This is a genomic window from Streptomyces sp. NPDC006798 (genome assembly GCF_040635975.1).
Lineage (GTDB): Bacteria > Actinomycetota > Actinomycetes > Streptomycetales > Streptomycetaceae > Streptomyces.
The window spans coordinates 1-25090 of the sequence record NZ_JBEYIS010000081.1; the positions used below are offsets into that span (position 1 = coordinate 1).

At 72.5% G+C, this 25090-nt stretch carries 23 protein-coding genes; 13 read left to right on the forward strand and 10 right to left on the reverse strand.

Going from position 1 to position 25090, the window contains the following annotated elements; translation table 11 throughout:
- Positions 1–117: 117 nt before the first annotated feature.
- Positions 118–522, reverse strand: coding sequence for a helix-turn-helix domain-containing protein (locus ABZ714_RS32700; RefSeq protein WP_358828994.1), 405 nt, complete (start codon positions 520–522; stop codon positions 118–120).
- Positions 523–596: 74 nt separating this feature from the next.
- Here ABZ714_RS32700 and ABZ714_RS32705 point away from each other — a divergent pair, with 74 nt between their 5' ends.
- Positions 597–1445 (forward strand): SDR family NAD(P)-dependent oxidoreductase, encoded by an 849-nt coding sequence (locus ABZ714_RS32705; protein ID WP_358828995.1) that lies wholly within the window; start codon positions 597–599, stop codon positions 1443–1445.
- 299 nt (positions 1446–1744) lie between these two features.
- Here the strand turns inward: ABZ714_RS32705 and ABZ714_RS32710 are convergent, their stop codons facing one another.
- The gene (locus ABZ714_RS32710) at positions 1745–4741 is read right to left on the reverse strand and encodes a bifunctional [glutamine synthetase] adenylyltransferase/[glutamine synthetase]-adenylyl-L-tyrosine phosphorylase (protein WP_358828996.1); all 2997 of its coding nucleotides are present in this window, start codon (positions 4739–4741) and stop codon (positions 1745–1747) included.
- Positions 4742–5105: 364 nt separating this feature from the next.
- On the opposite strand from ABZ714_RS32710, the gene ABZ714_RS32715 reads away from it, so the two are divergent.
- Together ABZ714_RS32715 and ABZ714_RS32720 are read left to right on the forward strand one after the other, a co-directional pair.
- Entirely contained in the window at positions 5106–5627 is a 522-nt protein-coding gene (locus ABZ714_RS32715; protein WP_358828997.1) for a pyridoxamine 5'-phosphate oxidase family protein, read from the forward strand.
- Between the two features lie 54 nt (positions 5628–5681).
- Positions 5682–6113 carry a VOC family protein gene (locus ABZ714_RS32720; protein ID WP_358828998.1) on the forward strand — a complete coding sequence of 144 codons (432 nt, stop codon included), beginning with the start codon at positions 5682–5684 and terminating at the stop codon, positions 6111–6113.
- Between the two features lie 83 nt (positions 6114–6196).
- Here ABZ714_RS32720 and ABZ714_RS32725 read toward each other — a convergent pair whose 3' ends face one another.
- Positions 6197–6418 (reverse strand): antitoxin, encoded by a 222-nt coding sequence (locus ABZ714_RS32725; protein ID WP_358828999.1) that lies wholly within the window; start codon positions 6416–6418, stop codon positions 6197–6199.
- Between the two features lie 115 nt (positions 6419–6533).
- Positions 6534–7895: a type I glutamate--ammonia ligase gene (gene glnA / locus ABZ714_RS32730; RefSeq protein WP_358829000.1), complete on the reverse strand. Its 1362-nt coding sequence runs from the start codon at positions 7893–7895 to the stop codon at positions 6534–6536.
- Positions 7896–8301: 406 nt separating this feature from the next.
- On the opposite strand from glnA, the gene ABZ714_RS32735 reads away from it, so the two are divergent.
- The 3 genes from ABZ714_RS32735 (at position 8302) to ABZ714_RS32745 (ending at position 10121) form a co-directional block, all read left to right on the forward strand.
- A complete protein-coding gene (locus ABZ714_RS32735; RefSeq protein ID WP_358829001.1) occupies positions 8302–8655 on the forward strand; it encodes a hypothetical protein in 354 nt (117 codons plus the stop codon).
- A gap of 132 nt (positions 8656–8787) precedes the next feature.
- Positions 8788–9462 carry a DUF3105 domain-containing protein gene (locus tag ABZ714_RS32740; protein WP_358829002.1) on the forward strand — a complete coding sequence of 225 codons (675 nt, stop codon included), beginning with the start codon at positions 8788–8790 and terminating at the stop codon, positions 9460–9462.
- Positions 9463–9467: 5 nt separating this feature from the next.
- Positions 9468–10121, forward strand: coding sequence for a DUF305 domain-containing protein (locus ABZ714_RS32745; RefSeq protein ID WP_358829003.1), 654 nt, complete (start codon positions 9468–9470; stop codon positions 10119–10121).
- Between the two features lie 157 nt (positions 10122–10278).
- Here the strand turns inward: ABZ714_RS32745 and ABZ714_RS32750 are convergent, their stop codons facing one another.
- The gene (locus tag ABZ714_RS32750) at positions 10279–10707 is read right to left on the reverse strand and encodes a DUF5990 family protein (RefSeq protein WP_358829004.1); all 429 of its coding nucleotides are present in this window, start codon (positions 10705–10707) and stop codon (positions 10279–10281) included.
- 222 nt (positions 10708–10929) lie between these two features.
- Here ABZ714_RS32750 and ABZ714_RS32755 point away from each other — a divergent pair, with 222 nt between their 5' ends.
- A complete protein-coding gene (locus ABZ714_RS32755) occupies positions 10930–11352 on the forward strand; it encodes a CBS domain-containing protein (protein WP_358829005.1) in 423 nt (140 codons plus the stop codon).
- Here the strand turns inward: ABZ714_RS32755 and ABZ714_RS32760 are convergent.
- On the reverse strand, positions 11334–12254 hold the full coding sequence (locus ABZ714_RS32760) for an alpha/beta hydrolase (RefSeq protein WP_358829006.1): 921 nt from the start codon (positions 12252–12254) through the stop codon (positions 11334–11336). The genes ABZ714_RS32755 and ABZ714_RS32760 overlap by 19 nt on opposite strands.
- Positions 12251–13003, reverse strand: a complete 753-nt coding sequence (locus ABZ714_RS32765) for a DUF998 domain-containing protein (RefSeq protein WP_358829007.1) — start codon at positions 13001–13003, stop codon at positions 12251–12253. The genes ABZ714_RS32760 and ABZ714_RS32765 overlap by 4 nt, the downstream gene beginning before the upstream one ends.
- A gap of 102 nt (positions 13004–13105) precedes the next feature.
- Between ABZ714_RS32765 and ABZ714_RS32770 the strand changes: the two genes are divergently transcribed.
- From ABZ714_RS32770 to ABZ714_RS32780, 3 genes are all read left to right on the forward strand, one after another.
- Positions 13106–13636, forward strand: coding sequence for a hypothetical protein (locus ABZ714_RS32770; protein ID WP_358829008.1), 531 nt, complete (start codon positions 13106–13108; stop codon positions 13634–13636).
- 101 nt (positions 13637–13737) lie between these two features.
- Positions 13738–15360: a multicopper oxidase family protein gene (locus ABZ714_RS32775; RefSeq protein ID WP_358829009.1), complete on the forward strand. Its 1623-nt coding sequence runs from the start codon at positions 13738–13740 to the stop codon at positions 15358–15360.
- 635 nt (positions 15361–15995) lie between these two features.
- Positions 15996–17750, forward strand: coding sequence for an NAD+ synthase (locus ABZ714_RS32780; protein ID WP_358829010.1), 1755 nt, complete (start codon positions 15996–15998; stop codon positions 17748–17750).
- A 155-nt stretch (positions 17751–17905) separates the two neighbouring features.
- Here ABZ714_RS32780 and ABZ714_RS32785 read toward each other — a convergent pair whose 3' ends face one another.
- Positions 17906–18343, reverse strand: coding sequence for a DNA-binding protein (locus ABZ714_RS32785; RefSeq protein ID WP_358829011.1), 438 nt, complete (start codon positions 18341–18343; stop codon positions 17906–17908).
- Between the two features lie 144 nt (positions 18344–18487).
- Complete coding sequence (locus ABZ714_RS32790) at positions 18488–19558, reverse strand: endonuclease/exonuclease/phosphatase family protein (protein ID WP_358829012.1); 1071 nt, start codon at positions 19556–19558, stop codon at positions 18488–18490.
- 357 nt (positions 19559–19915) lie between these two features.
- On the opposite strand from ABZ714_RS32790, the gene panB reads away from it, so the two are divergent.
- The 3 genes from panB to ABZ714_RS32805 all read left to right on the forward strand — a co-directional run bounded on the left by panB (position 19916) and on the right by ABZ714_RS32805 (position 23143).
- Positions 19916–20803 (forward strand): 3-methyl-2-oxobutanoate hydroxymethyltransferase, encoded by an 888-nt coding sequence (gene panB / locus ABZ714_RS32795; RefSeq protein ID WP_358829013.1) that lies wholly within the window; start codon positions 19916–19918, stop codon positions 20801–20803.
- 424 nt (positions 20804–21227) lie between these two features.
- On the forward strand, positions 21228–22247 hold the full coding sequence (locus tag ABZ714_RS32800) for an ATP-binding cassette domain-containing protein (RefSeq protein ID WP_358829014.1): 1020 nt from the start codon (positions 21228–21230) through the stop codon (positions 22245–22247).
- A complete protein-coding gene (locus ABZ714_RS32805) occupies positions 22244–23143 on the forward strand; it encodes an ABC transporter permease (protein ID WP_358829015.1) in 900 nt (299 codons plus the stop codon). The genes ABZ714_RS32800 and ABZ714_RS32805 overlap by 4 nt, the downstream gene beginning before the upstream one ends.
- A 36-nt stretch (positions 23144–23179) precedes the next feature.
- On the opposite strand, the gene ABZ714_RS32810 is transcribed toward ABZ714_RS32805, so the two are convergent.
- Positions 23180–25090 (reverse strand): hypothetical protein (locus ABZ714_RS32810; RefSeq protein ID WP_358829016.1); only part of this gene is annotated, 1911 nt, incomplete at its 5' end.

Consider the following 25090-nt stretch of genomic DNA (forward strand, 5'->3'; position numbering starts at 1 on the left):
TGCGTGCAATCGCAAGGCGGAGGGTTTCCCTCGTACTGGACGTACTTGGGAATCCCGACAACACAGCGATTGTGCGTGCCGGGCGTCGCGGGCCAAGCGGGACTTTCCGGACACGCCCTAGGGCGTGTACCGCTCCCGGGCCTCGTTGATCTCCGCCTCGTGGCGAACCGCCCAGTCGGCGAGCGCCGACAGCGGCTCCAGGAGCGTACGGCCCAGCGGCGTGAGGCTGTACTCCACCCCGGGCGGCACGGTCGGCCGCACATCGCGCCGGACCAGCCCGTCGGCCTCCAGAGCCCGCAGGGTGCGGGTCAGCATGCGCTGGCTGATGCCCTCCACGGACCGGTGCAGTTCGTTGTACCGGTAGGGACGCCCGCCGAGCATGATCACCAGCAGCATGCTCCATTTGTCGCCCACCCGCCGGAAGACGTCCCCGACCGGGCACGCGGCCAGCTCGTCCGCGGGCACCGGACGGGGCAGTTCATGGGCGAGCACCGAAGGAACACCAGTGTTCGTACCGGACATCGAAGTGCCTTCTTTCGGCCTGTGACGGGGCGGCTCACGATGGAGCGGTCCGTACCGAGCCTATGGAGGAACCCGTGCCCGACCAACCGCCGAAGACCGTGCTCATCAGCGGTGGCACCGACGGCATGGGCCGCGCGACGGCCCTGGCCAGGCTCGCCGCGGGCGACCGTGTCACCGTGATCGGCAGCGACGAGGCGAAGGGCCGCGCCCTGCTCGCCGAAACCGCGCACCCGCGGCTGAGCTTCCTGCGGGCGGACCTCTCGTCGATCGCCGAGAACGAACGGGTCGCCGCCGCGATCCACGAGCGGTACGAATCCCTCGACGCGCTGGCCCTCTTCGCGAACCGGGTCCACCCGAAACGCCGGGAGACCGCCGAAGGCCTGGAATCCACCTTCGCCCTCTACTACCTGAGCCGCTACCTCCTCGGCCGCCTGCTGACCCCCCTGCTCGACGCCGCACCCGCCCCGGTGATCGTCAACATCGCCGGAGTCGGCAACACGGCGGGCCGGATCCACTGGGCCGACCCCCAACTGACCCACGACTACGGCCAGATCCGCGCCCAGCTCCAGGCGGGCCGCGCCAATGACCTGCTGGGCGTCGCCTTCGCCGCGCACTCCGACAGCCGGGCGCGCTATGTCCTCTACCACCCCGGCTTCACCCGCAGCGGCGCCGACAACCATCCGACGCCGCTGGTCCGGGCGTCGATCAAGCTCCTCGGGCGGTTCTTCGCCCGCGAGGTGTCCGAAGCGGTGGCTCCCGTCGTCCGATGGATCGGCCACCCCCCGGACGCCCCGCTCACCGCCCTCGACCGCCACAAGCCGGTCCCGCTGACCCTCAAGTCCCTGAACCCCGCGGCGGCGACGCGCCTGGAGTCCTATACGGAGTCCCTCACACACCTCCCCGGCCGCCCCGGCCAGCCATAGCCCCGCGCCGCGCCCAGCCACTGGTTCTTGTTCGCGGCCTGCGGACCGTGGCTGGCCGGTCGCGCAGTTTCCCGCGCCCCTGGTTGCCCTCCTCGCCGCCCTCGCAGAGAGACGGGATCCCCCTCAGGGGCGGTGCCGGGGAGAGCACTAGGTGGCGCTGGGGGTCCATCGCCGAAGGCATAGGGGCGGAACTGCGCGAACAGCCACCGACGGGCCGCGGACCGCCGACGACATCAGGTCGCCGGGCGCGGCCCGGGGAGCAGGGACCCCACAGCGGGAGGCGCCCCCGCGGGAGGCGATCACGTGTCGTAGAAGAGCGCCTCCACCACGCCCCGCGCCCGGCGTGTCACCCTGCGGTACGTGTCCAGCATGTCGCCCGCGTGGCCGGGGGCGAAGCCCAGGTAGCGGGCGACGGCGGAGAGTTCGCGGGTGTCCGAGGGGAAGGTGTCGGAGGGGCGGCCTCGGACCAGCATCACCGCGTTGCGGACCCGGGTCGCGAGGACCCATGCCTCGTCGAGGATCTGGGCGTCCTCGGCGGCGATGAGGTCCGCGGCGTGCGCGGCGGCGAGGGCTTCGCGGGTGCGGGTGGTGCGGAGGCCGGGTTCGGACCAGCCGTGGCGCATCTGGAGGAGCTGGACGGTCCATTCGACGTCGCTGAGGCCGCCCCGGCCGAGTTTGGTGTGGAGGGTGGGGTCGGCGCCGCGCGGGAGGCGTTCGGATTCCATCCGGGCCTTGAGGCGGCGGATCTCGCGTACGGCGTCGTCGCCGAGGCCTTCGGCGGGGTAGCGGAGGGGGTCGGCGAGGGCCATGAACCGGGCGCCGAGGGCGGGGTCGCCCGCCATGGGTTCGGCGCGCAGGAGGGCCTGGCTCTCCCAGACGAGGGACCAGCGGCGGTAGTACGCCTCGTAGGAGGCGAGGGAGCGGACGAGGGGGCCGCTCTTGCCTTCGGGGCGGAGGTCGGCGTCGATGAGGAGCGGCGGGTCGGCGGTGGGGAGCTGGAGGAGTCGGCGCATCTCCTCGACGACGAGGCCGGCGGCGCGGGCGGCTTCCTGGTCGCCGACGCCTTCGCGGGGTTCGTGGACGAAGAGGACGTCGGCGTCGGAGCCGTAGGAGAGTTCGTGGCCGCCGAAGCGGCCCATGCCGATGACGGCGAAGCGGGTGGGGAGTTCATCGCCCCAGCGGGCCCGTACGGCGGCCCGGAGCGCGCCCGCGAGGGTGGCGGCGGTGAGGTCGGTGAGGGCGCCGCCGATCTGGTCGACGAGGGCGCCGGTGTCGGCTTCGGCCGGGTTGTCCTCGGTGCCGTAGGAGGCGATCAGATCGGCGGCGGCGGTACGGAACAGTTCGCGGCGCCGGACGCCGCGGGCCGCCGCGACCGCCGCCTCCGCGGTGTCGGCGCGGCCGACGGCGGCGAGGATCTCGGGTTCGAGGTGGGCCCGGGTCCGGGGGGTGAGCCCGCCGGGGTCGCCGAGGATGGCGACCGCTTCGGGGGCGCGGAGCAGCAGGTCGGGGGCGAGCCGTCCGGCGGACAGTACGCGGGCGAGGTTTTCGGCGGCGGCGCCCTCGTCCCGGAGCAGCCGCAGGTACCAGGGGGTTTTGCCGAGGGCGTCGGAGACTTTGCGGAAGCCGAGGAGTCCGGCGTCGGGGTCGGCGGAGTCGGCGAACCAGCCGAGGAGGACGGGGAGCAGGGTGCGCTGGATGGCGGCTTTGCGGGTGACGCCGGAGGCCAGGGCTTCGATGTGCCGGAGCGCGGCGGCCGGGTCGGCGTAGCCGAGGGCTTCGAGGCGCTGTCCGGCGGCTTTGGTGCTGAGGCGGGCCTCGCCCGGGGCGAGTTGGGCGACGGCGTCGAGGAGGGGCCGGTAGAAGAGTTTCTCGTGGAGTCTGCGGACGACGGAGGCGTGTCGTCGCCATTCGCGGTTGAGTTCGGTGACGGGGTCGGCGCGGAAGCCGAGGGAGCGGCCGAGTCGGCGCAGTTCGTCGAGGTCTTCGGGGACGAGGTGGGTGCGGCGGAGCCGGATGAGCTGGATCCGGTGTTCCATGGCGCGCAGGAAGCGGTACGCGTCGTCGAGCTGGGCGGCGTCGACGCGTCCTACGTAGCCGCCGGCGGCGAGGGCCTGGAGGGCGTCGAGGGTGCTGCCGCTGTGCAGGGTGGGGTCGCTGCGGCCGTGGACGAGCTGGAGGAGCTGGACGGCGAATTCGACGTCCCGCAGCCCGCCGGGGCCGAGTTTCAGTTCGCGTTCGACCTCGGCGGCGGGGATGTTGTCGACGACGCGGCGGCGCATCTTCTGGACGTCGGGGACGAAGTTCTCGCGTTCGGCGGCCTGCCACACCAAGGGGGAGAGGGCTTCGATGTACTCCTCGCCGAGTAGGGGGTCCCCGGCGACGGCGCGGGCTTTGAGCAGGGCCTGGAATTCCCAGGTCTTGGCCCAGCGCTGGTAGTAGGCGAGATGGCTGGAGAGGGTGCGGACGAGGGGCCCGTTGCGTCCTTCGGGGCGGAGGTTGGCGTCGACGGGCCAGATGGTGCCTTCGACGGTGGTCTCGGAGCAGATCCGCATGAGGTGGGAGGCGAGCCGGGTGGCGGCGCGCATTCCGGTGTTCTCGTCGGCGCCTCCGGCGGGTTCGGCGACGAAGACGACGTCCACGTCGGAGACGTAGTTGAGTTCCCGGCCGCCGCATTTGCCGAGGGCGATGACGGCGAGCCGGCAGTGGCCCGCGTCCTCGGGCGCGGCGGTGCGGGCGATGGCGAGGGCGGCCCGCAGGGTGGCGACGGCGAGGTCGGCGAGTTCGGCGGCGGTCTGGGCGACGTCGGTGGTGCCGCAGACGTCGCGGGCGGCGATGGAGAGGAGGCAGCGGCGGTAGGCGACGCGGAGGGCGACGGGGTCGGCGGCGTCCGCCAGGCAGTGTTCGAACTCGGGTACGCCGGGGTTGAGGTCGGCCGATTCGTAGGTGGCGAGGGCCCGCCAGTCGCCGGGGTGCCGGGCGAGGTGGTCGCCGAGGGCCTCGGAGGCGCCGAGGACGCCGAGGAGCCGGTCGCGCAGGGGTTTGGCGGTGGTGAGGGTGTCGATGAGTACCCGGTCGTCGCCGTCGGGCTGGGCCTCGACGATCCGGGCGAGTCCGGCGAGGGCGAGATCGGGGTCGGCGGTGGCGCCGAGCGCGTCGAGCAGCAGGCCGTCGGCGCCGACGGGGGCGAGCGCGGGGAGGGCGAGCAGTTGCCCGGCGGCGGCGGGGTCGGTGAATCCGTACCGCAGCAGTCGGGTGAAGGTACTGCTTCGGCGTCCCGGTACCGGCACCGTCGTCATCCCGCCGCTCCCGTCCCAGGGTGTTGGTCAGGCGTCGAGCCTAGCCAAAGACCCGCGGGCCGCTCACCCGGTGTCGCCGCGATCCGGATCTCCGGCGGGTCTCCGCCGGCTCTCCGGCCGGAGCACCACCATGGTCACGGGCCCGTTCGGGATGTACCCCGTACGGCGTACGACACGCGATCGGATGATCCCGAACTCCCGGCGGACGGCGTCCGTTCGTGCCAGACTGAACCCATCGGGATTCGAACATATGAGTGATTTGCTGCATCGCCGACGCGTTCGCCGATGAGTCGCGGCACCCGTTTCGGTCCACAGCACGACGCCCCGGGCGTCAGACAGGACACTCCGAGTGGAAAGGCGCGTCATGACCGATTCATCCGTACCGCGTACCGAGCTGGACCCCGGCTACAGCGATCCCGCCGCCCGCGCCCTCGACTGGGCGGCGGCCGAACGGATGCTCGCCGGGGCCGAGCTCTTCTGGCTGTCGACCGTGCGGCCCGACGGCCGTCCGCACGTCACCCCGCTGATCGCGGTCTGGCTCGACGGCGCCCTGCACTTCTGTACGGGCGCCGACGAGCGCAAGGCGCGCAATCTCCGGGAGAACGCGGAGGTGGTCCTCACCACCGGGAACAACACCCTGACCGAGGGCCACGATCTGGTGGTGGAGGGGACGGCGGTCCGGCTGACGGACCCGGACCGGCTCGGCGCGCTGGCCGCCGCGTACCTCGCGAAGTACGGCCCGGACTGGACGTTCGAGGTGGGTGACGGCGTCCTCGTGGGGGACGGCGGTCCGGCCCTGGTGTTCCGGGTGGCACCCCGTACGGCCTTCGGCTTCGCCAAGGATCCGTACGCGCAGACCCGCTTCCGCTTCCCCGCCACCGGCTGACCACTCGCCCCGGCCGCAACGAACCTACCGACGCAAACACGAAGGAGTCCCGCCGTGGACATCACCCTGGAAGTCGTCAATCTGCCGGTGTCCGACCTGGATCGAGCCAAGCGGTTCTATGTCGAGGGCTGCGGCTTCCGGGCCGATCTCGACCAGGAGGTCGCCCCGGGCATCCGGGTGATCCAGCTGACGCCGCCGGGTTCGCGCTGTTCGATCGCGATGAACAGCGGTTTCCCGCCCCATCCGGCCCAGGCACAGGGGGAGCCGGGTTCGGTACGCGGACTCCAGCTCTGCGTCACGGATATCGAGGCCGCCCGGAAGGCGCTGGCGGCCGGGGGCGTGGAGGTCTCCGAGGTGACGCATCTCGGGGAGAACGGCTGGACCGGGGGGAAGGGCGGGGAGTGGAACTCCTTCCTCTTCTTCTCGGACCCGGACGGCAACGGCTGGGCGGTCCAGGAGGCACCGACGCCGCTCTCCGAGCGATAGGGCCCGACCCCCGAGTACGACGACGCGGCCGGAACCCCCGGACTCACCGGGGTCCCGGCCGCGTGCCGTCTCGGCGGCGTACGTCAGCCCTGCGGCGGCGGGCCGCCCGGCCCGGCACCGCCACCGGGCGCGCCGCCGGTGCCGCCGCCGTACTGCTTCTTCACCTGGTCCTGGACCTTGTCGACATGGCCGCTGTACTTCCCCTGGGTCTTGGCGTCGAAGGCGTCGCCCGCCTTGTCGACCGCCGTGTCCGCCTTCGACTCGTGGCCCTTCAGCATCTGCTTGAGCTTGTCCAACACGGACATGGGGTCACCCTTTCGCCGCACTGCGCGCCCCCGCAGTTCCAGGGTCACCGCCCCCGGCGCTTTCCGCATGTCGGGGACGGGACCGGGCGCCCGGAGACAGCGGGGCGGCGGGGCCTTACAGCACCGGCAGGTTCTTCCGCAGCTCGAAGGCGGTGACCTCGGAGCGGTACTCCTCCCACTCCTGCTTCTTGTTGCGGAGGAAGAAGTCGAAGACGTGCTCGCCCAGCGTCTCGGCGACCAGTTCGCTCCGCTCCATCAGGGAGATCGCCTCGCCGAGGTTCTGCGGCAGCGGTTCGATGCCCATCGCGCGGCGTTCGGCGTCGGAGAGCGCCCAGACGTCGTCGTCGGCGCCGGGCGGCAGCTCATAGCCCTGTTCGATGCCGCGCAGTCCGGCGGCGAGCAGGACGGCGTAGGTCAGATAGGGGTTGGCGCCGGAGTCGATGGAGCGCATCTCCACCCGGGAGGAGCCGGTCTTGCCCGGCTTGTACATCGGGACCCGGATCAGCGCCGAGCGGTTGTTGTGGCCCCAGCAGATGTACGAGGGGGCCTCGCCGCCCGCTCCGGCGCTGCGGGCCGAGCCGCCCCAGATGCGCTTGTAGGAGTTGACCCACTGGTTGGTGACGGCGGAGATCTCGGCGGCGTGGCGGAGGAGTCCGGCGATGAACGAGCGGCCGATCTTGGAGAGCTGGTACTCGGCGCCGGACTCGTAGAAGGCGTTGCGGTCGCCCTCGAAGAGGGAGAGATGGGTGTGCATCCCGGAGCCGGGGTACTCGCTGAACGGTTTCGGCATGAAGGTGGCCTGGACCCCCTGCTCCAGCGCCACCTGCTTCATCACCAGCCGGAACGTCATGATGTTGTCGGCCGTGGAGAGGGCGTCGGCGTACCGCAGATCGATCTCCTGCTGGCCCGGGGCGCCCTCGTGGTGGCTGAACTCGACCGAGATGCCCATGGACTCCAGCATGGTGATCGCCTGGCGGCGGAAGTCCATCCCGACGTTCTGCGGGGTGTGGTCGAAGTAGCCGGAGTTGTCGGCCGGTACGGGGCGGCTGCCGTCGACCGGCTTGTCCTTCAGCAGGAAGAACTCGATCTCGGGGTGGGTGTAGAAGGTGAACCCGAGGTCGGACGCCTTCGCCAGCATGCGCTTGAGGACATAGCGGGGGTCCGCGAAGGACGGCGAGCCGTCCGGCATCAGGATGTCGCAGAACATCCGGGCCGTGCCGGGGGCCTCTGCGCGCCAGGGCAGGATCTGGAAGGTGCCGGGGTCCGGCTTGGCGATCATGTCGGATTCGTAGACCCGGGCGAATCCCTCGATGGCGGAGCCGTCGAAACCGATCCCCTCATCGAACGCCTGTTCGAGTTCGGCGGGGGCGACGGCGACGGACTTCAGGAAGCCCAGCACATCGGTGAACCACAGGCGCACGAAGCGGATGTCGCGCTCCTCCAGCGTCCGGAGCACAAATTCCTGCTGCTTGTCCATTGCGGCTTCCTCTTCCACCCAATCGTTGCCGGTCGAGCCCGGCGCGCTCCCCGGGGCGCGCCCGAAGCACCTGAACACCACGAGGAGCATCGCATCCACGGGTTTCCGGCAGGTTGCGTACCCGGGCCGAGCCCCATTGTGTGTCAGAGTCCGGTCGGCGACGACCCCGAGGCCCCTGTGGCGGGTGCGCCCGCCGGGTCGCACGGTCCTCGAAACCGCCCCCACCGGGCCGTACGAGCCGTTCCGCGCGCCCCGCGCACCTGCCCGCGAACCGCCGCCGGAGCGGCCCGGCGCGCTCCCGGGCACCGAATTCCGCCCCGTGTGAGGTGCCCGGCCGCGACCGTCGCTACGATCAGCGGCTATGGGGGGTCCCCGGCTCCGCCGCCTCAGCCGCTGTACGCGTCCCGTGGCACTGCTGAGTGCCGCCGCGACGCTCATCGGCGCGCTCGTGCTCTGTCTGAGCATCGCCGCCGACGGCCATCACCCGGAGCGCGACCGGGGGCTCGGGGTCATCTCGGTGACCGGCTCCACACCCCCCGACGGCCTGCCCTCCTTCGTCTGTCCGAACGACGGCGGCCCGTGCGGGCTCCATCCCGTCCCGGGCGCGGCGGTGCTCACCGCCCCGCCGCTGGACACCGCGCCGCTCGCCGGGGAGCTCCGGCCCGGTGTCGCGGCTCCCTCCGGCACGGGCGGCCCGGCCCGTACCGACGCCCGGCCGCGCGCGCCCGGCCTGCATGTCCTCCAAGTGCTGCGGATCTAGGAAGAAACGGACCGGAACCGGACCCCGGATCGCTTCGCGTCCGATGGTTCCGGCCGGCCTCTTGTCTCTTCCTCCCGTTGCTCGCAGCCTCATGTGGCAGCGGATTCCCCCCTTGACGAAGGACGCACCCCCATGGCTTCCCGCAAGAACTCCCCCAGCTACGCCAAGAACAACGCGGCCCACGACCGCAGAGCCCGAATAGAGGCGGCCCGGAAGCTGGAGGCGGCCCGTGAGCGGCGCAACCGGATCCTGACGATCGGGATCAGCGGTGTGGTCGTCGCCGGTCTCGTCGGCTTCGGCGTCTATGTGATCAACCAGGAGAACACGGAGGAGAAGCAGGCCGTCGCGGAGCGCAAGGAGCCCATCACGGGCGAGAAGGTGTGGGATGCCAAGAAGCTCTCCGCCAATCATGTGAAGGGCGCCGTCAGCTACCCGGACAAGCCCCCGGTCGGCGGTGACCACCACACCAACTGGATGAACTGCGACGCCAAGGTCTACAAGGAGCCGATCCCCAACGAGAACGCCGTCCACTCGATGGAGCACGGCGCGGTCTGGGTCACCTACACCGACAAGGCGGCCAAGGCCGATGTGGAGAAGCTGGAGAAGAAGGTCGGGAAGACCGCCTACTCCCTGATGAGCCCCTTCAAGGACCAGGCGGGCCCGATCATGCTGACGGCCTGGGGCAAGCAGCTCACGGTGGACTCGGCGGACGACCCCCGGGTGAACAAGTTCTTCGCCAAGTACGTCCTCGGTGAGCAGACCCCGGAGAAGGGCGCCACCTGCTCGGGCGGGGTGACCGGGAAGTGACCGTGATGAACGGGACGCGCTGGATCGCGGCCACGGCCGTCGCCGCCGCGCTCATCTTCGCCGGGGCGGCCACGGTCGCATCGGCGGGCGACGGTGACTCCGGGGCCGGGTCCGGGGCCGCCGCCCCGGCGACGGACTCGGCGGACGCCGGTTTCGCCCGCGATATGTCGGTCCACCACCAGCAGGCGGTGGAGATGTCGTTCATCGTCCGCGACCGGACGGAGAACGAGGAGATCCGGCGGCTGGCCTACGACATCATCAACACCCAGGCCAACCAGCGGGGCATGATGCTCGGCTGGCTGGACCAGTGGGGGCTCACCCCGGTCGCGCCCGAGCGGGAGCCGATGGCCTGGATGTCCGGCAGCGACGCCCATGACGGGCACACGGCGAAGACGGGCGACGTCCGGATGCCGGGGATGGCCACACCCGAACAGCTGGAGAAGCTGGGCGCCCTGAGGGGGAAGGCGGCCGAGGTGGAGTACCTCCGGCTGATGACCGCCCACCACAAGGGCGGCGTCGACATGGCCCAGGGGTGTGTGGACCTCTGCTCCCCCGGGGCGCAGCGGCAGCTCGCCGAGGGCATGGTGCAGGGCCAGCGTTCCGAGCTGGATCTGATGGCCGATCTGCTGAAGGAGCGGGGCGCCCGGCCGCCTTCGTAGTCCGCCGGGCCGTGGCCCCGTACGCGCGGCTACGGCTCCGGGGCCGCCGCCACGGCTCCGTCCGGGCGCCCTGGAGCCGGGCGGGGCTCCGGGGCCGTACGCCTTCCTCACCTGGGCGGGCGTACGGCCCCGGCGCCTCGCGGCGATCCCCGCCGGGTCAGCTCAGGGACCAGCTGATCAGCGGGGGCCTGAGCCCCGCGCACCGGGGCATTCCCTGCTCGTCGGTGAGCCCGACCCGGGTCTCGGCGAGACCTCCGGCCGCCGCCTCCACCGGCAGATCGGCCAGAAAGATCTTGGCCCGGCGGAACATCGCGAACGTGCCGTCCGGCGGCAGTTCGCCCCAGGTGAGATAGACGAACCGGGCGCCGCGCGGGCCCTGGACGTACGGTCCCCGGAAGTCGGTGGCGCCGTCGGCGCCGGTCACGGTCTCCACGGGGATCTCGAAGACGGCGGTCGTACCCGCTTCGGCCCGTACCAGCTGGTCGGGGTCGCGGCGGCGCTGGGCCCCGACATGGATGTGGCGGAAGCCGCCCAGGTCGGTGCCGGGCAGTTCCTCTCCGGTGATACGCAAGGTCAGCCGGGGCATCGCACCCGGTCCCCCTCTCCTCGCCGTCCGGTCTCGCAGGGGTCCCTCGTCCCCGGTCCCGTCCGGCTCCGTTCGCGGGTTCGCGCCGCCGGTGTCACCCGTTCGGCTCAGCGCGGTCGCCTCACCCGAACGGCGGAACCACCATGGACAACGTACCGGCGCACCGGCCCGCCGACCCCGGGGGACGGTGTCGCACGCCGACCGTGAGGAGACGCGAACACCATGACCACAGCCAAGGACATCATGCACCCCGGGGCCCAGTGGATCCCGGCCCACGAGACCCTCGACCGGGCGGCCCAGCTGATGGCCCGGCTGGACGTCGGGGCGCTGCCGATCGCCGACGCCGACGAACGGCTCTGCGGCATCCTGACCGACCGGGACATCGTCATCGGCTGTGTGGCGGTCGGGCACGACCCGGCGAAGGTGACCGCCGGGGAGATGGCCCGGGGCACGCCCCGCTGGATCGCGGCGGACGCGGGCGTGGACGACGTACTGCACGAGATGGAGGAGCACCAGATCCGGCGGCTGCCGGTGATCGAGGACAAGCGGCTGGTCGGCATGATCAGTGAGGCGGATCTGGCGCAGCATCTGCCGGAGGACCAGCTCGCGGGCTGGGTGGAGCGGGTCTACGCCCGGTCGTCCTGACCCCGGCCGTTCCCGCCGATACCGGCCGGGGCGGCCCCGTCGGGCGGTGGCGGACCCGGCTCCAGGACCGCCCGGGCGATCGCGTCCGGGCGGTCCAGCATCATCAGATGCCCGGACGGGCCGATCTCGCGGAACCGGGCGTCCAGGGCCAGGGCGAGGTCCCGCTGCCGCGCGGTCCAGCGCCGCCCCCCGGCGGTCGCGGCGAGTACGGTCACCGGCGCGCCCGGCGGCAGCGGGCGGCGCTCGCGCAGGGCGAGGAGTTCGGCGGCGACGGCCGTGTAGTGGGCGTTCTCCAGCAGGGCGCCGCGCAGGACGCGGGTGGTGCCGTAGACGGCGCGGACCAGTTCGGCGGGGGCCGGGTCGCCGCCGCCGGTACGGGAGAGGCGGACCGCGAGCCGTCGTACCGGGGGCCCGAACGCGGCCGGGATCCCGAGGGCGCCCAGGGTCCCGCCGACCGCGCGGGCCGCGGCGGTCCGGAGGGCGGGCGCGGCCGGGGCGACGGCCCGTTCCTCGACGCTGGAGTCGACCAGGACGACACCGGTGGTCCGGCCGGGGTGGAGCCGGGCGTACGCCTCGGCGTGGAAGCCCGCGACGGAGTGGCCGACGACGGTGGCCGGGCGGTCCCCGAGGCCCAGGGCGTCGAGGAGTCCGGTGATCCGCCGGGCCTCCCCGGCGGCGGTGGGCGGGGTGCCCGCCGGGGCGCTGAGCCCGTGGCCGGGCCGGTCGAAGCGGACGACGGTGCGGTACGGGGTGAGCAGCGGGACGACCGGGTTCCAGTCGAACCAGCCGAGGCCGAGCCCGGCGCTGAGGACGACGACGGGCCCTTCGCCCGCCACGGCCACATGGTGCGGTACGCCTCCGACCCGGACGAACATCGCCCCGTCCGTCACCCCGCCCGTCATCCCGTCACCGTCTCCGGCCGCCCGGTACCCGGATCCGCTTCCCGGCCCGCGTCCGCGTCCGGGTTCGTGTCCTGCCGGCCCTCGGGCGCGCGGCGGGCCGTCTCCCGGGCGAGCGAAAGCGCCAGCAGCCCCAGCCAGACGGCCACGAAGAGGACTTGGAGCCGCTGTCCGATACCCAGGCCCCAGGTCCCGTGCCCGGCGTCGAAGGCGGCGATGGAGCCCAGGGTCCAGCCGGTCGCGGCCAGTGCGAGGACGACGAGAGCCGGGCCGAACCGGGCCAGCTCGGGCAGCCGTCCGTAGCGGCGGGCGGCGTAGGTGAGTCCGACGATGCCGATCAGGGCCCCGGTCATGGCGAGCGAGCTGCTGACGGCGTGCGCGGTATGGGTGGCGGGCACCAGGCCCGCGGCTTCCCGGGCGGCGCACTCCGGGTCGGCGGTGGGGGTGCAGCTCAGCGGCAGCCGGGAGTCGACGGCGGTGGCGGCGCCGAAGAAGGCGACACCCGCCCAGCCGATCAGGGTCCAGGGTTCGCGCGGCCCGCGGACCGCGCGGACGACGGCCCAGACGGCGCCCGCGAGGACCAGGGAACCCGCGGCCAGGTCGGTACTCCGGAAGAACGTACCGAACGGCTGGTCCTCGGCCGCGAGTTCACTGACGTACGTCCCCACCGGGTCCAGCCCCGTCGCCAGGACGGCTTCGAGGAGCCAGGCGGTGTAGACGAGGGCTCCGACGGCTATGAGTGCGGGGATCATCCGTCCATGATCCCGCACAGTCGGCCGAATTGAGGTCCCACGATCGCGCCGAATACCCGGTGGGGGTACATCCGCATACCCGGTGGGGGTAACATGCGGATCATGGTGAGGGGTCATGGAAGGCACGCGGGGCGGCTGACGCTCTTCCTCGCGCTGCTCTTCGGCGTGGTCACCATGCACACCGTGGGCCACCCCTCGCCGGGACACGGCGGGGGTACGACTCCGGCCGCCGCGCACGCGGCGCCGTCACCATCGACGTCGCAGTCGCAGCCACAGTCACCGGGGGTCGCACACGCCCCGGCCCTCACGAACACCTCCCACGACTCGGCCGTCTCCCACGCCTCCCCCGCCTCGTGGACCCCGGAAGCCGCCGAGGCGCGGCCCCCGGTGGTACTGCCCGTCGTCCGGGGAGCCGTACCCGGGCCCGGCTCGATGGACCCGACCACGGTCTGTCTCGCCGTCCTCGGGGTCTTCGGCTGCGCCCTGCTCGTAGTCGCCGGGGTCTGGCTCCGGCGGCGCGGTACGGCGGGCCTCGCCCCGCGCGCCGGGGTCACCGCCGTCGCGGCCCGGGCCGGGCCGCCGTCGCCACCACCCCGGATACGTCTCGCACAGCTGTCGGTGCTGCGGATCTAGAAACCCGCGGCCGCCCGGAGAGGGCGGCCCGGGTGACGGATCCGTACGGCCCGGACCAGGGCCGGTCCATCTCAGTACCGACAGCACGAGGTGTCTCTCCCATGAGTACGAACAAGTTCCTCAATCGCCGCGCCCTGCTGGGCGCGTCCCTCGCCGTGGCCGGTTCGGCGGCGCTGGCCGCCTGCTCCGGCGACGGCGGCAAGGGCGGCCACGCCGGGCACAACGGCGGCGGCCAGGGCGGCGGCGCGCCGAAGGCGGCCGGGGCGCCCGGCGGGTTCGTCGCGCCCGACGGCCCCGAGGTGAAGGCGGCCGAGGCCAAGCGGGGCAAGGGCCCCGAGCGGAAGGTCCGGCTGACGGCCACCGCCACGACCCTGGACATCGGCGGCCGGTCCGTGCGGACCTGGGCGTACGGCGACCGGCTGCCCGGCCAGGAGGTCCGGGTGACCGCCGGCGACACCCTGGCCCTCACCCTCGCCAACAACCTGCCCGACACGACGTCCCTGCACTGGCACGGGCTCGCCCTCCGCAACGACATGGACGGCGTGCCGGGGCTGACCCAGGCACCGGTCAAGGCGGGCGCGACCTTCGACTACCGGTTCGCCGTGCCGCACCCCGGCACGTACTGGTTCCACCCCCACTCGGGCGTCCAGCAGGACCGGGGGCTGTACGCGCCGCTGATCGTGGAGGACCCGAAGGAGCCGCTGAAGTACGACGAGGAGTGGGTGGTCGTCCTCGACGACTGGGTCGACGGGATCGACGGCTCCACACCCGACGCGGTACTCGCCGAACTGAGCAAGGGCATGGGCGGCGGCGGCCACGAGGGCCACGGCATGACCGGGATGGGCGGCCGGAAGACGGCCGCCACCAAGTCGCCGGGCCCCGGCGACGGCCCTTCGCGGATGATGATGGGCGCCAAGAGCGATCTGCTCGGCGGCGACGCGGGAGACGTGGCGTACCCCCACTATCTGATCAACGGCCGGACGCCGCAGGCGCCGACCTCCTTCACCGCGAAGCCGGGCACCCGGATCCGGCTGCGGATCATCAACGCGGGCGGTGACACCGCCTTCCGGATCGCCCTCGGCGGACACCGGATGACGGTGACCCACTCGGACGGTTTCCCCGTCGTCCAGCGGGAGACGGACGCGCTGCTGCTGGGCATGGGCGAGCGGTACGACGTCCTGGTGACGGCGGGCGACGGAGTGTTCCCCCTGGTGGCACTGGCCGAGGGCAAGAACGCCACGGCGCTGGCGCTGCTGCGGACCGGCGGCGGGGCGGCCCCGGCGGCGAACGTACGGCCCGCGGAGCTGACCCGGCGGGTGCTCACCGGGGACAAACTGCGCGCCCACGCGTCGGTGGCGCTGCCCGCCCGCAAGCCGGACCGCGAGATCGGGATCGAGCTGACCGGCGGGATGGAGATGTACGACTGGGCGTTCGACAAGAAGCCGTACACCGCCGACCAGCGCCACGAGGTGCGCGCGGGCGAGCGGGTCCGGCCGGTCTTCCGCAACCCGACGGAGATGTGGCACCCGCTGCATCTGCACGGCCACACCTTCGCCGTGGCCAACACGCCGGGCGGGGCGCGGAAGGACACCGCGGTCATCCTCCCCAACGGCACGCTGACCGCGGACTTCGACGCGGACAACCCGGGCCTGTGGATGATCCACTGCCATAACGTCTACCACGCGGAGGCGGGCATGATGACGGTCCTGGGCTACCGGAAGTAACGGGCCGCGGAACACCGCCGGGGGCCCCGCCCCCGGCGGCTCCCCCGGACCGGGCGCGGGCGGTCCTGCCCGCCTCCCGCGGGGGCGGCCGGGTGGAGACTTTTTTGGGGGGGGCGCGGGGAACTGCGCGAGCAGCCACCCGCGGACCGGCGACGGGCCCTGCCCGGCAAACGGAACCGCCCCCGTGACACGCGATGTCGCATACCGGTCGAACGCCGTCCGTGGCTGGTGGCGCGGCTCCGCCCCCCTATGCCTTCGGCAATCGGCGTCCCCCCGGCGCCCCGAGGATCTCCGCCGGGCCGCCCGGCCGGGAGGCGGAGGATCCCCGCCTCCCGGACCGGCGCGGAACACCGCCGGCGGCGGCTCGGGCCGCACGGGCAGGCCGGAGCCGCGCGAGACATCCCGTACGGCTCCGGCACCGGTTCGGAGCCGTACCGGCAGCGGCTCGCCACGGGCCGGGAGCCGCGCCGCCCCGGACCGCGCGGCGCGGCCGGGCAACGCCCATGACCCGGTCCGACCCGGCCGTACGGCAAGGGTCGCCACAGGCCCCGTACGAGCCCCGCGCCCCGCCCGCGTGGGGCGGCCCACACCACCCGGCCGGGACATCGCGTCAGAAAGACGATTAGACTGAGGCCGTGCCTCAACTACGTCTCGCCCTGAATCAGATCGACTCCACGGTCGGCGACCTCGGCGGCAACGCCGACGCGGTCGTGCGCCGGACCCGGCAGGCGGCCGAGCGGGGCGCGCATCTCGTGGCCTTCCCGGAGATGACGCTCACCGGCTACCCCGTCGAGGACCTCGCCCTGCGGTCGTCCTTCGTCAACGCCTCCCGGGACGCCCTGCGCGCCCTCGCGGCCCGGCTCGCGGACGAGGGGCTGGGCGGCGTACCGGTGATCGTCGGCTATCTCGACCGCTCCGACACGGCCCAGCCGAAGTACGGCCAGCCCGCGGGCGCGCCCCGGGACGCGGCGGCCGTACTGCACGGCGGCGAAGTGGTGCTCGCCTTCGCCAAGCACCATCTCCCCAACTACGGCGTCTTCGACGAGTTCCGTTACTTCGTGCCCGGCGACACCCTGCCGGTGATCCGGGTCGGGGGCGTCGATGTGGCGCTGGCGATCTGCGAGGACCTCTGGCAGGACGGCGGCCGGGTGCCCGCCGCCCGTTCCGCCGGGGCGGGGCTGCTGGTCTCGATCAACGCGTCGCCGTACGAGCGCGACAAGGACGACACCCGGCTCGAACTGGTGCGCAAGCGCGCCCAGGAGGCCGGCTGCCCGGTCGCGTACTGCGCCATGATCGGCGGGCAGGACGAGCTGGTCTACGACGGCGACTCCATCGTCGTGGACGCGGCGGGCGAGGTGATCGCCCGGGCGCCGCAGTTCGAGGAGACCACGATGATCGTGGATCTGGAGCTCGCGGCGGCGGGCCCGGTACCGGCCGGGACGGTCGACGACGGGCTGCGGATCGACCATGTCACGGTCTCGGCCGAGCCCGTGGCGCCGTACGCGCCGGAGCCGGCCGCCGAGTCCCGCGCCGAGCGCCTCGACGACGACGCCGAGGTGTACGCGGCGCTGGTCACCGGGTTGCGCGCCTACACCCTGAAGAACGGATTCCGTTCGGTGGTGATCGGGCTCTCCGGCGGGATCGACTCGGCGCTGGTGGCCGCGATCGCCTGTGACGCGCTGGGCGCCGAGCACGTCCACGGGATTTCGATGCCGTCGAAGTACTCGTCGGACCACTCCAAGGACGACGCGGCGGAGCTGGCCCGCCGGACCGGGCTGCACTTCCGTACCGTCTCCATCGAGCCGATGTTCGACGCCTATATGGGGGCGCTCGGGCTCACCGGGCTCGCCGAGGAGAACCTCCAGTCCCGGCTGCGCGGCACGCTGCTGATGGCGGTCTCCAACCAGGAGGGCCATATCGTCCTCGCGCCGGGCAACAAGTCCGAGCTGGCGGTGGGCTACTCCACCCTCTACGGCGACTCCGTCGGCGCGTACGGACCCATCAAGGACGTCTACAAGTCGACCGTGTTCCGGCTGGCCAGGTGGCGGAACCGGGTCGCCGCCGAACGCGGTGAGACCCCGCCGATCCCGGAGGCGTCGATCATTAAGCCGCCCAGCGCCGAGCTGCGCCCGGACCAGGTCGACACCGACTCGCTGCCCGACTACGACGTCCTCGACGGAATCCTGGAGCTGTACGTCGACCGGGACCGGGGCCGGGCCGAGATCGTCGCCGCCGGGTACGAGGAGGAGCTGGTCGCCCGGGTACTGCGGCTGGTGGACACCGCCGAGTACAAGCGGCGGCAGTACCCGCCGGGCACCAAGATCTCCGCGAAGGGGTTCGGCAAGGACCGGCGGCTGCCGATCACCAACCGGTGGCGGGAACACGCCTGACGCGCGAGGCCGCCGGACGCCCGCCGGAATCCCACCGGTCGGCATCCGGCAGCCCTGACAGCTCGTCCCGTACGCCCCCGCACGCTCCCCTCACCGGAGCGGCGGGGGCGTCGGCGTACCGCCCGGCCGGTACACGGGGCGGGCCGGATCCGGGGTCAGTCCCGGCCCGCCACCCGCGCCCGGAGCCGTTCATGGCGCTGCCGGGCGGCCTGGGTGCTGCCGAGCCCGAGCCCGAAGGCGATCTCCTGCCAGGTGAGCCCCCGGCCGTGGGCCATCGACAGCAGCGACTCCTCCAGCACGTCCAGATCGCCGCGCGCCCTGGCGACCAGGGTGAGGGCGGCGACGAGATCGTTCCGGTCGATCTCCGGCTCCCCCTCCTCCAGCAGTCCGGGACCGGCCGCGAGGGCCACCGTCAGGGCCACCGCCTCGTGCGGGGTGACCATCGGCTGACCGACGTGCCGGCGGCGGCGTACCTCGGTCGAGGCATGGCGCTCGCCGATCCGCGCCAGGGCGGCGAACTCCCGGGCCGCCCGGGCGGCGGCGGGCGCGGCGGGGTTGAAGACATCGGGGGTCGTACCGGCGGATTCGTCCATGGCAACGGACCGTACGCAGCCGCACTCCACCCTGTCAACATGTCATTGCCAACAAAGTGATGTGAACACTTTGTTCACCCGAGGGTGGAGAAGAGGCCGCCCCGGACGGTTCCGGGACGGCCTCACGCATACGGGCCGGGCCCGTCAGCGCAGCTTGATACTCGCCGCTATCGGCAGATGGTCACTGTCCGTACGCGGCAAGGTCCAGGAGTCCACCGGCTCCGCCCCCTTCACCAGAATCTGATCGATCCTGGCCATCGGGAACGACGCGGGCCAGCTGAAACCGAAACCGTCACCCGCCGCGCCCTGCGTGGACCGCATCTGCGAGGTGATCGCCTGGAGCGCCCGGTCGTTCATCGTGCCGTTGAGATCGCCCAGCAGCACCACATGGGCGGTCTCCTCCATGGCGATCGCCTCACCGAGCGCGTCCGCGCTCTTGTCCCGCTCATTGGCGGTGAAACCCGCGTTCATCTTGACCCGCACGGACGGCATATGAGCCACATAGACCGCGACATCGCCTTGAGGGGTGGCGACCGTGGCCCGCATCGCCCGGGTCCACCCCATCCGGATGTCCACCGGGGCGACCTGCTTCAGCGGGTACTTGCTCCACAACCCGACCGTGCCCTGCACCGAGTGGTACTCGTACGTCCCCGAGAGCGCCTTCCGATAGGCACTGACCTGCCCATGAGCCAACTCCTGCAACGCCAGGACATCCGCCCCCGCCCCGGCCACCTCACGCGCCGTGCCCTCCGGATCGGGATTCCCCGCGTTGACGTTATGGCTGGCGACCGTCAGATCACCACCGCCCGACGACTTGTCCGCGATCAGCCCGCCGAAGAGATTCAGCCAGACCACGACCGGCAGCGACAGCGCCACCAGCGCCGTCCCCGACCGCCGCCACAACGCCGCGACCAGCAGCGGCGGCACGGTGAGCACCGCCAGCCACGGCAGGAACGTCTCCGACAGGGAACCCAGATTCCCTATCCGATTGGGGATCTGGGCATGCAGCGCCGTCAGCAGCGCCACGACGACGGCACACCCGGCGAGCACGATCCCGCGCCGCCAAGGGCCCTTGCCGCCGTCACCGTCCCCCCGCCACGGCCGGAACGGGCCGATGGTCCGCAGGCGCCGGAACCGGGACCCGGATCCGGCGACCGGTTGCCCCGGATCCTCCGGACCAGCGCTCCCCGTATCCGTCTCGTACGCCTGAACCATCCGCCGCCGTCCTCACTGCACTGCGTTTCGCGCCGTCACGCGTCATCGCGCCGTCACGCACCGGGCTTCGGCCCTGACACTAGGCGATGACGGTACTTCGTCCACCGCCCCGGGGCGGTCCTTCTCCCTGGACGACGCCCCGCGCGGGCCCACCGGTTCCCCCATATCCGCCCAGGTGGGGACGGAACACCGGACCGGACCTGTGAAACACCGCACCGGACACCGATCCGACGGCCGGGCGCGCCGCACGGCCCGGCCCGCCCCGCCCTTTCCAGAGCGCGGCACGAAGTGCCACCATGGGGGGTGATCCGGGGACGCCGTCAGGGCGCCACGAGATGACATAAGGAGCCGTAGGTCATGACGCTTCAGGCTGCCCGCGAGGCCGCCGCCGACAGCGGTACCACCAAAGACGTCAAGAACGTCACAACGCTGTACGGCGGCACCAGGACGCGCCGCATCACCGTGCACGACATCGCCGCCGCCAAAGAACGCGGCGAGAAGTGGCCCATGCTCACCGCCTACGACGCGATGACCGCGTCCGTCTTCGACGAAGCGGGCATCCCCGTCATCCTCGTCGGGGACTCCATGGGCAACACCCATCTCGGCTACGACACCACCGTGCCCGTCACCATGGACGAGATGACGCTGCTCTCCGCCGCCGTCGTCCGGGGCACCACCCGCGCCCTCGTCGTCGGCGACCTGCCCTTCGGCTCCTACCAGGAAGGCCCCGTCCAGGCGCTGCGCCACGCGACCCGCCTGGTCAAGGAAGCCGGAGTCGGCGCCGTCAAGCTGGAAGGCGGCGAACGGTCCCTGCCGCAGACCGAACTGCTCGTCCAGGCCGGCATTCCCGTCATGTCCCACCTCGGCCTCACCCCCCAGTCCGTCAACACCATGGGATACCGGGTCCAGGGGCGGGGCGACGAAGCCGCCCACCGGCTGCTGCGCGACGCCAAAGCCGCCCAGGAAGCCGGGGCCTTCGCCGTCGTACTCGAACTCGTCCCCGCCGAACTCGCCGCCGAAGTCACCCGCTCGCTCCACATCCCGACCATCGGCATCGGAGCGGGCCCCGGCACCGACGCGCAGGTCCTCGTCTGGACCGACATGGCGGGCCTGACGAGCGGCAAGGTACCGCGATTCACCAAGCAGTACGCCGACCTCCGCCGAACCCTCGGCGACGCGGCGAAGGCCTTCGCGGACGACGTATCAGGCGGAACGTTCCCTCAGGAAGAACACACCTTTCACTGACTCTCTTTAGGGCTCGGTTCGCCTCCGGGGCGCTTCAGCCGTTCTTCAGTCGATCGTGCTCGGCCGCTCGTACCTCGCGGCCCGCGCGCGTTCTCCTTCCAGAACACGGCGCGCCCCTTCGGCTCACTCGCCATTGCCCGGGGTGAGGCAGGTCCGGACGGCTGACGCGCGGCACCTCCAGAGCACCGCACGCCCCATCCGGCTCACCCGCCGACACCCGGGGCGAGGGCAGAACCAGACGCCTCGGGTGAGGTCGGTCCGGACTCGCGCTCCCCCCGGGGCCGAGACCCCTCCGGGGTACTCGGTTCCCTCGAACCATCACGGTAAGGACGACGGCCCGCCGACCCTCCCCCGTCGGCGGGCCGTCGGGCCGTGTCGGTGAGCTGTCGGTGGCCTGTCGGCGGCGCCCGTCATCGTGGACGGCATGACGCTCATCGACAAGACCCCGGGCGCCGGGGGCATCACCGTCGAGGTGCGGGGGCTGGTCAAGCACTACGGCACGACCAAAGCCCTCGACGGGGTGGACCTCGACGTCCGCGAAGGCACAGTACTCGGGGTGCTCGGCCCCAACGGCGCCGGGAAGACCACCCTCGTCCGCTGCCTCTCCACCCTGCTGGTCCCCGACTCCGGGACCGCCACCGTCGCCGGATACGACGTGGTGCGCCAGCCCCGGGCCCTGCGCCGGGTGATCGGACTCACCGGCCAGTACGCCTCCGTGGACGAGAAGCTGCCCGGCTGGGAGAACCTCTACATGATCGGGCGGCTGCTCGATCTGCCCCGCCGCGCCGCGCGGCAGCGCGCCGACGAACTCCTGGAACGGTTCTCCCTCACCGACGCCGGGCGGCGGGCCACCGCGACGTACTCCGGCGGTATGCGGCGCAGGCTCGACCTCGCCGCCTCCATGGTGGGCCGGCCCACCGTGCTCTACCTCGACGAACCCACCACCGGCCTCGACCCGCGGACCCGCAACGAGGTCTGGGAAGAGGTGCGGACCATGGTCGGCGAGGGGACGACCGTGCTGCTGACGACCCAGTACATGGAAGAGGCCGAACAACTCGCCCACGAACTGACCGTGATAGACCGCGGCCGGGTCGTCGCGCAAGGCGGAGTGGACCAGTTGAAGGCCAAGGTCGGCGGCCGGACCCTGGAGATCACCCCGGTGAACCCGGCGGACCTCGCGCCGATGGCCCGGGCGCTCGCCGAAACCGGACTCGACGGGATCAACGGCTCCACCGTGGCCGCGGGCGGCACCGCCCTGCACGTACCGCTGCTGGCGGACGCCCAGCTCACCGCCGTGATCGCGGTACTCGCCGACCGCGGCTTCGACCTCGCGGACATCGGCACCCAGCTCCCCAGCCTGGACGAGGTGTTCCTCGCCATCACCGGGGCGCCCGCGACCACGGACCCCCACCACGACCGCGACGAAGACAGGGCGGCGGCATGACCACCAGTACCCGTACGACCCCCGAGACCGGCGACGGCCGGGCGTCCGCGAAGGCGAAGGCGAACCCGGCCACGCCGAAGGGCCGGACGTCCGGCGGGGCCGCCCGTCTCGTGGACGAGGGCCGGATCCCGCTCCGCGCACATCTGCGGCACATCGGCGCCCTGGTCCGCCGGAACGCCCTCCAGATCAGAAACGATCCGCAGTCGATGTTCGACGTCCTGCTGATGCCGATCGTCTTCATCCTGCTCTTCGTCTACGTGTTCGGCGGAGCCATCTCCGGCAAGGGCAATCAGGACCACTACGTCGACTACGTCGTCCCCGGACTGATGGCCATGATGGGCATGAACGTCGCCATGGCCGTCGGTACCGGCGTCAACGACGACTTCAAGAAAGGGGTGATGGACCGCTTCCGGTCCATGCCGATCGCCCGCTCCTCGGTCCTGATCGCGAAGATCGTCGTCGAGGTCGGCCGGATGCTGATCGCGATGCTGATCCTGCTCGGAATGGGCTTTCTGCTCGGCATGGAGGTCAAGACGTCCGTCCTGGAGGTCGTGGCCGCCATGGGACTCTCCGTGCTCTTCGGCGCGTCCCTGATGTGGATCTTCATCCTGCTGGGGATCGCCATGCAGACCCCGCAGGCCGTCCAGGGCATGGCGATGATCGTCCTGATGCCGCTCCAGTTCGGCTCGTCGATCTTCGCGCCGCCGGAGACGATGCCCGGCTGGCTGGAGACGTTCACCGAGTACAACCCGCTGTCGAACCTGGCCGACGCGGCCCGGGCCATGATCAACGGCGGGCCGTTGGCCGAGGCCGTACTGATGACCCTCGGCTGGAGCGTCCTGCTCACCGCCGTGACCGCGCCGCTCGCCGTCGCCAAGTTCCGTACCAAGAGCTGAGCGCACGGCGCCCCCGCCACCATCGGACGGCGGTGGTCACAGCCCGGCGGCGGCCTCCTGCACGGAGAGGCCGCCGCCGCTCTCGTAGGCGGCCGTGAACGCGGCGTCGCCCGACACGGCCCGCAACTCCGCCTCCACGGCCAGCCGGGCGTCCCGCTCCCAGCCCGCCAGCGGCTGCGCCGCCCGGACCGCGTCGGCCGCCGCGAGCAGCCGTACGGACTCGGCGACCCGCTCCGGGTGGGCGGCGGCCAGCGCGCCCGCCGCCGTCACGGCATGGGTGGCGAGCAACTGCGGGGCAACCGTCGCGCAGAGCGGCTGCTCGGCGGCCCGCAGCGCCCCGACCGCGCCGTCGAGCGCCGCCCGGTGGCGGCCGTCGAGATGGTCGAGCCAGGCGACGTACCCCTGGACCATGCCCGCGAAGACCAGCAGCATGCTGCCGCCGAAGAGCGCCACCACACCGGTCAGCATCGAACGGGCCTCGTCCCGCCGCCCGGTGCGCCCCAGCCAGAGGCCGAGCAGGATCCGGGAGACCGCCGTCGCCTCGTGGATCCGGTCGCCCTGGGCCGTCACGACCTCACGGAGGACGGCCTCGCCCCGTACGGCTTCGGGCCCGCCCAGCTCCGTCAGCGCCGCGCCGTACCGGGCCCGCAGCAGGGCGACCTGGCCGTCGGCGCCGATGTGTTCGGCCTGCTCCACGGCGGCCAGGAAGTCCTCCGCCGCGCCGGTGGCGTCGCCGCGCCGTTCCCGGGCCTCGGCCCGGGACGACAGCGCCTCGGCCGTACCGAAGTCGTCGCCGATCCGGCCGAAGATCTCCAGCGCCTCGTCCGCGTCGGCGAGCGCGTCCCCCTGCCAGGTGGACTCGTTGGCGACGATGCCGGACCGGGCCTGGAGGGCGAAGGCCAGGCCCCACTCGTCGCCGGAGTCCCGGCACGACCGGACATAGCTGTCGAAGACCACCCGCAGCCGGGGCAGATCGCCGGTCAGCAGAACACCGAAGAACCAGAGGCTGGCCGGGTAGTGGCAGAGCTGGGGCAGCCCGGGACGGTAGACCTCGGTGATCCGGCGCAGCCTCGCCGTCTGCTCGGGCGAGGTCCAGATGTCGGCGTCGCGGTGGACGCTGACGGTCCGCAGGACGTCGTTGGCCCGCCGGGCCTCGGCGAGCAGTGCGGGCGGCAGCGGCGGCGGGGCGGCGGTGAGCCGTTCCGGTACGGCTTCCGCGGCGGCCGTGTCGGGGGCGAAGGGGTCGGGGCCCAGCTCACGGGCGGCGGTGCTCCAGTGGTAGCTCTCCGTCCTGAGGTCCCTCAACTGCCAGTACCAGGACAGGGACAGCACCAGGACGAGCGCCTCGTGCTCGTCCCGGGCGGCGACGGCCCGGCGGAGGGCGGTCCGCAGATTCTCGTACTCGGCGCCGAAGACGGTGAGGGCGGCGCGCTGGTGCCGGCCGCGCAGCAGGGGGTCGGTGGTCCGGGCCAGTTCGCGGTAGTGGACGAGGTGGCGGCGGTGGACGGCGGCGGTCTCCCCGGCCTCGGCGAGCCGTTCGGCGGCGTACTCGGCGACGGTTTCGAGCAGCCGGTAGCGCATCACCGTGCCTTCGGGGAGTTCGCAGGGCTCGGCGACCACCAGGGACTTGTCGATCAGGGAACCGAGGACGGTGAGCGGATCGGCGGCCGGCGGTGCCAGGCCGTCGGAGACACCGGAGCCGTACGAGCCGTGGGGACGGTCGGAGCCGGACGGGTCGCGGGGCTCGCCGGAGCGGTCGGAGCCGTACGGGCCACCGGGCCGGTCGGAGTCGTCAGGGCCGGGGCCTCCGGGGGCGGGCCCGGCGCCGCAGACGGCCTCGGCGGCCAGTGGATCGCAGCCGCCGGCGAAGACGGAGAGCCGGCGAAGGACCGTGCGTTCGTCCTGGTCGAGGAGGTCCCACGACCAGTCCACCACCGCCCGCAACGT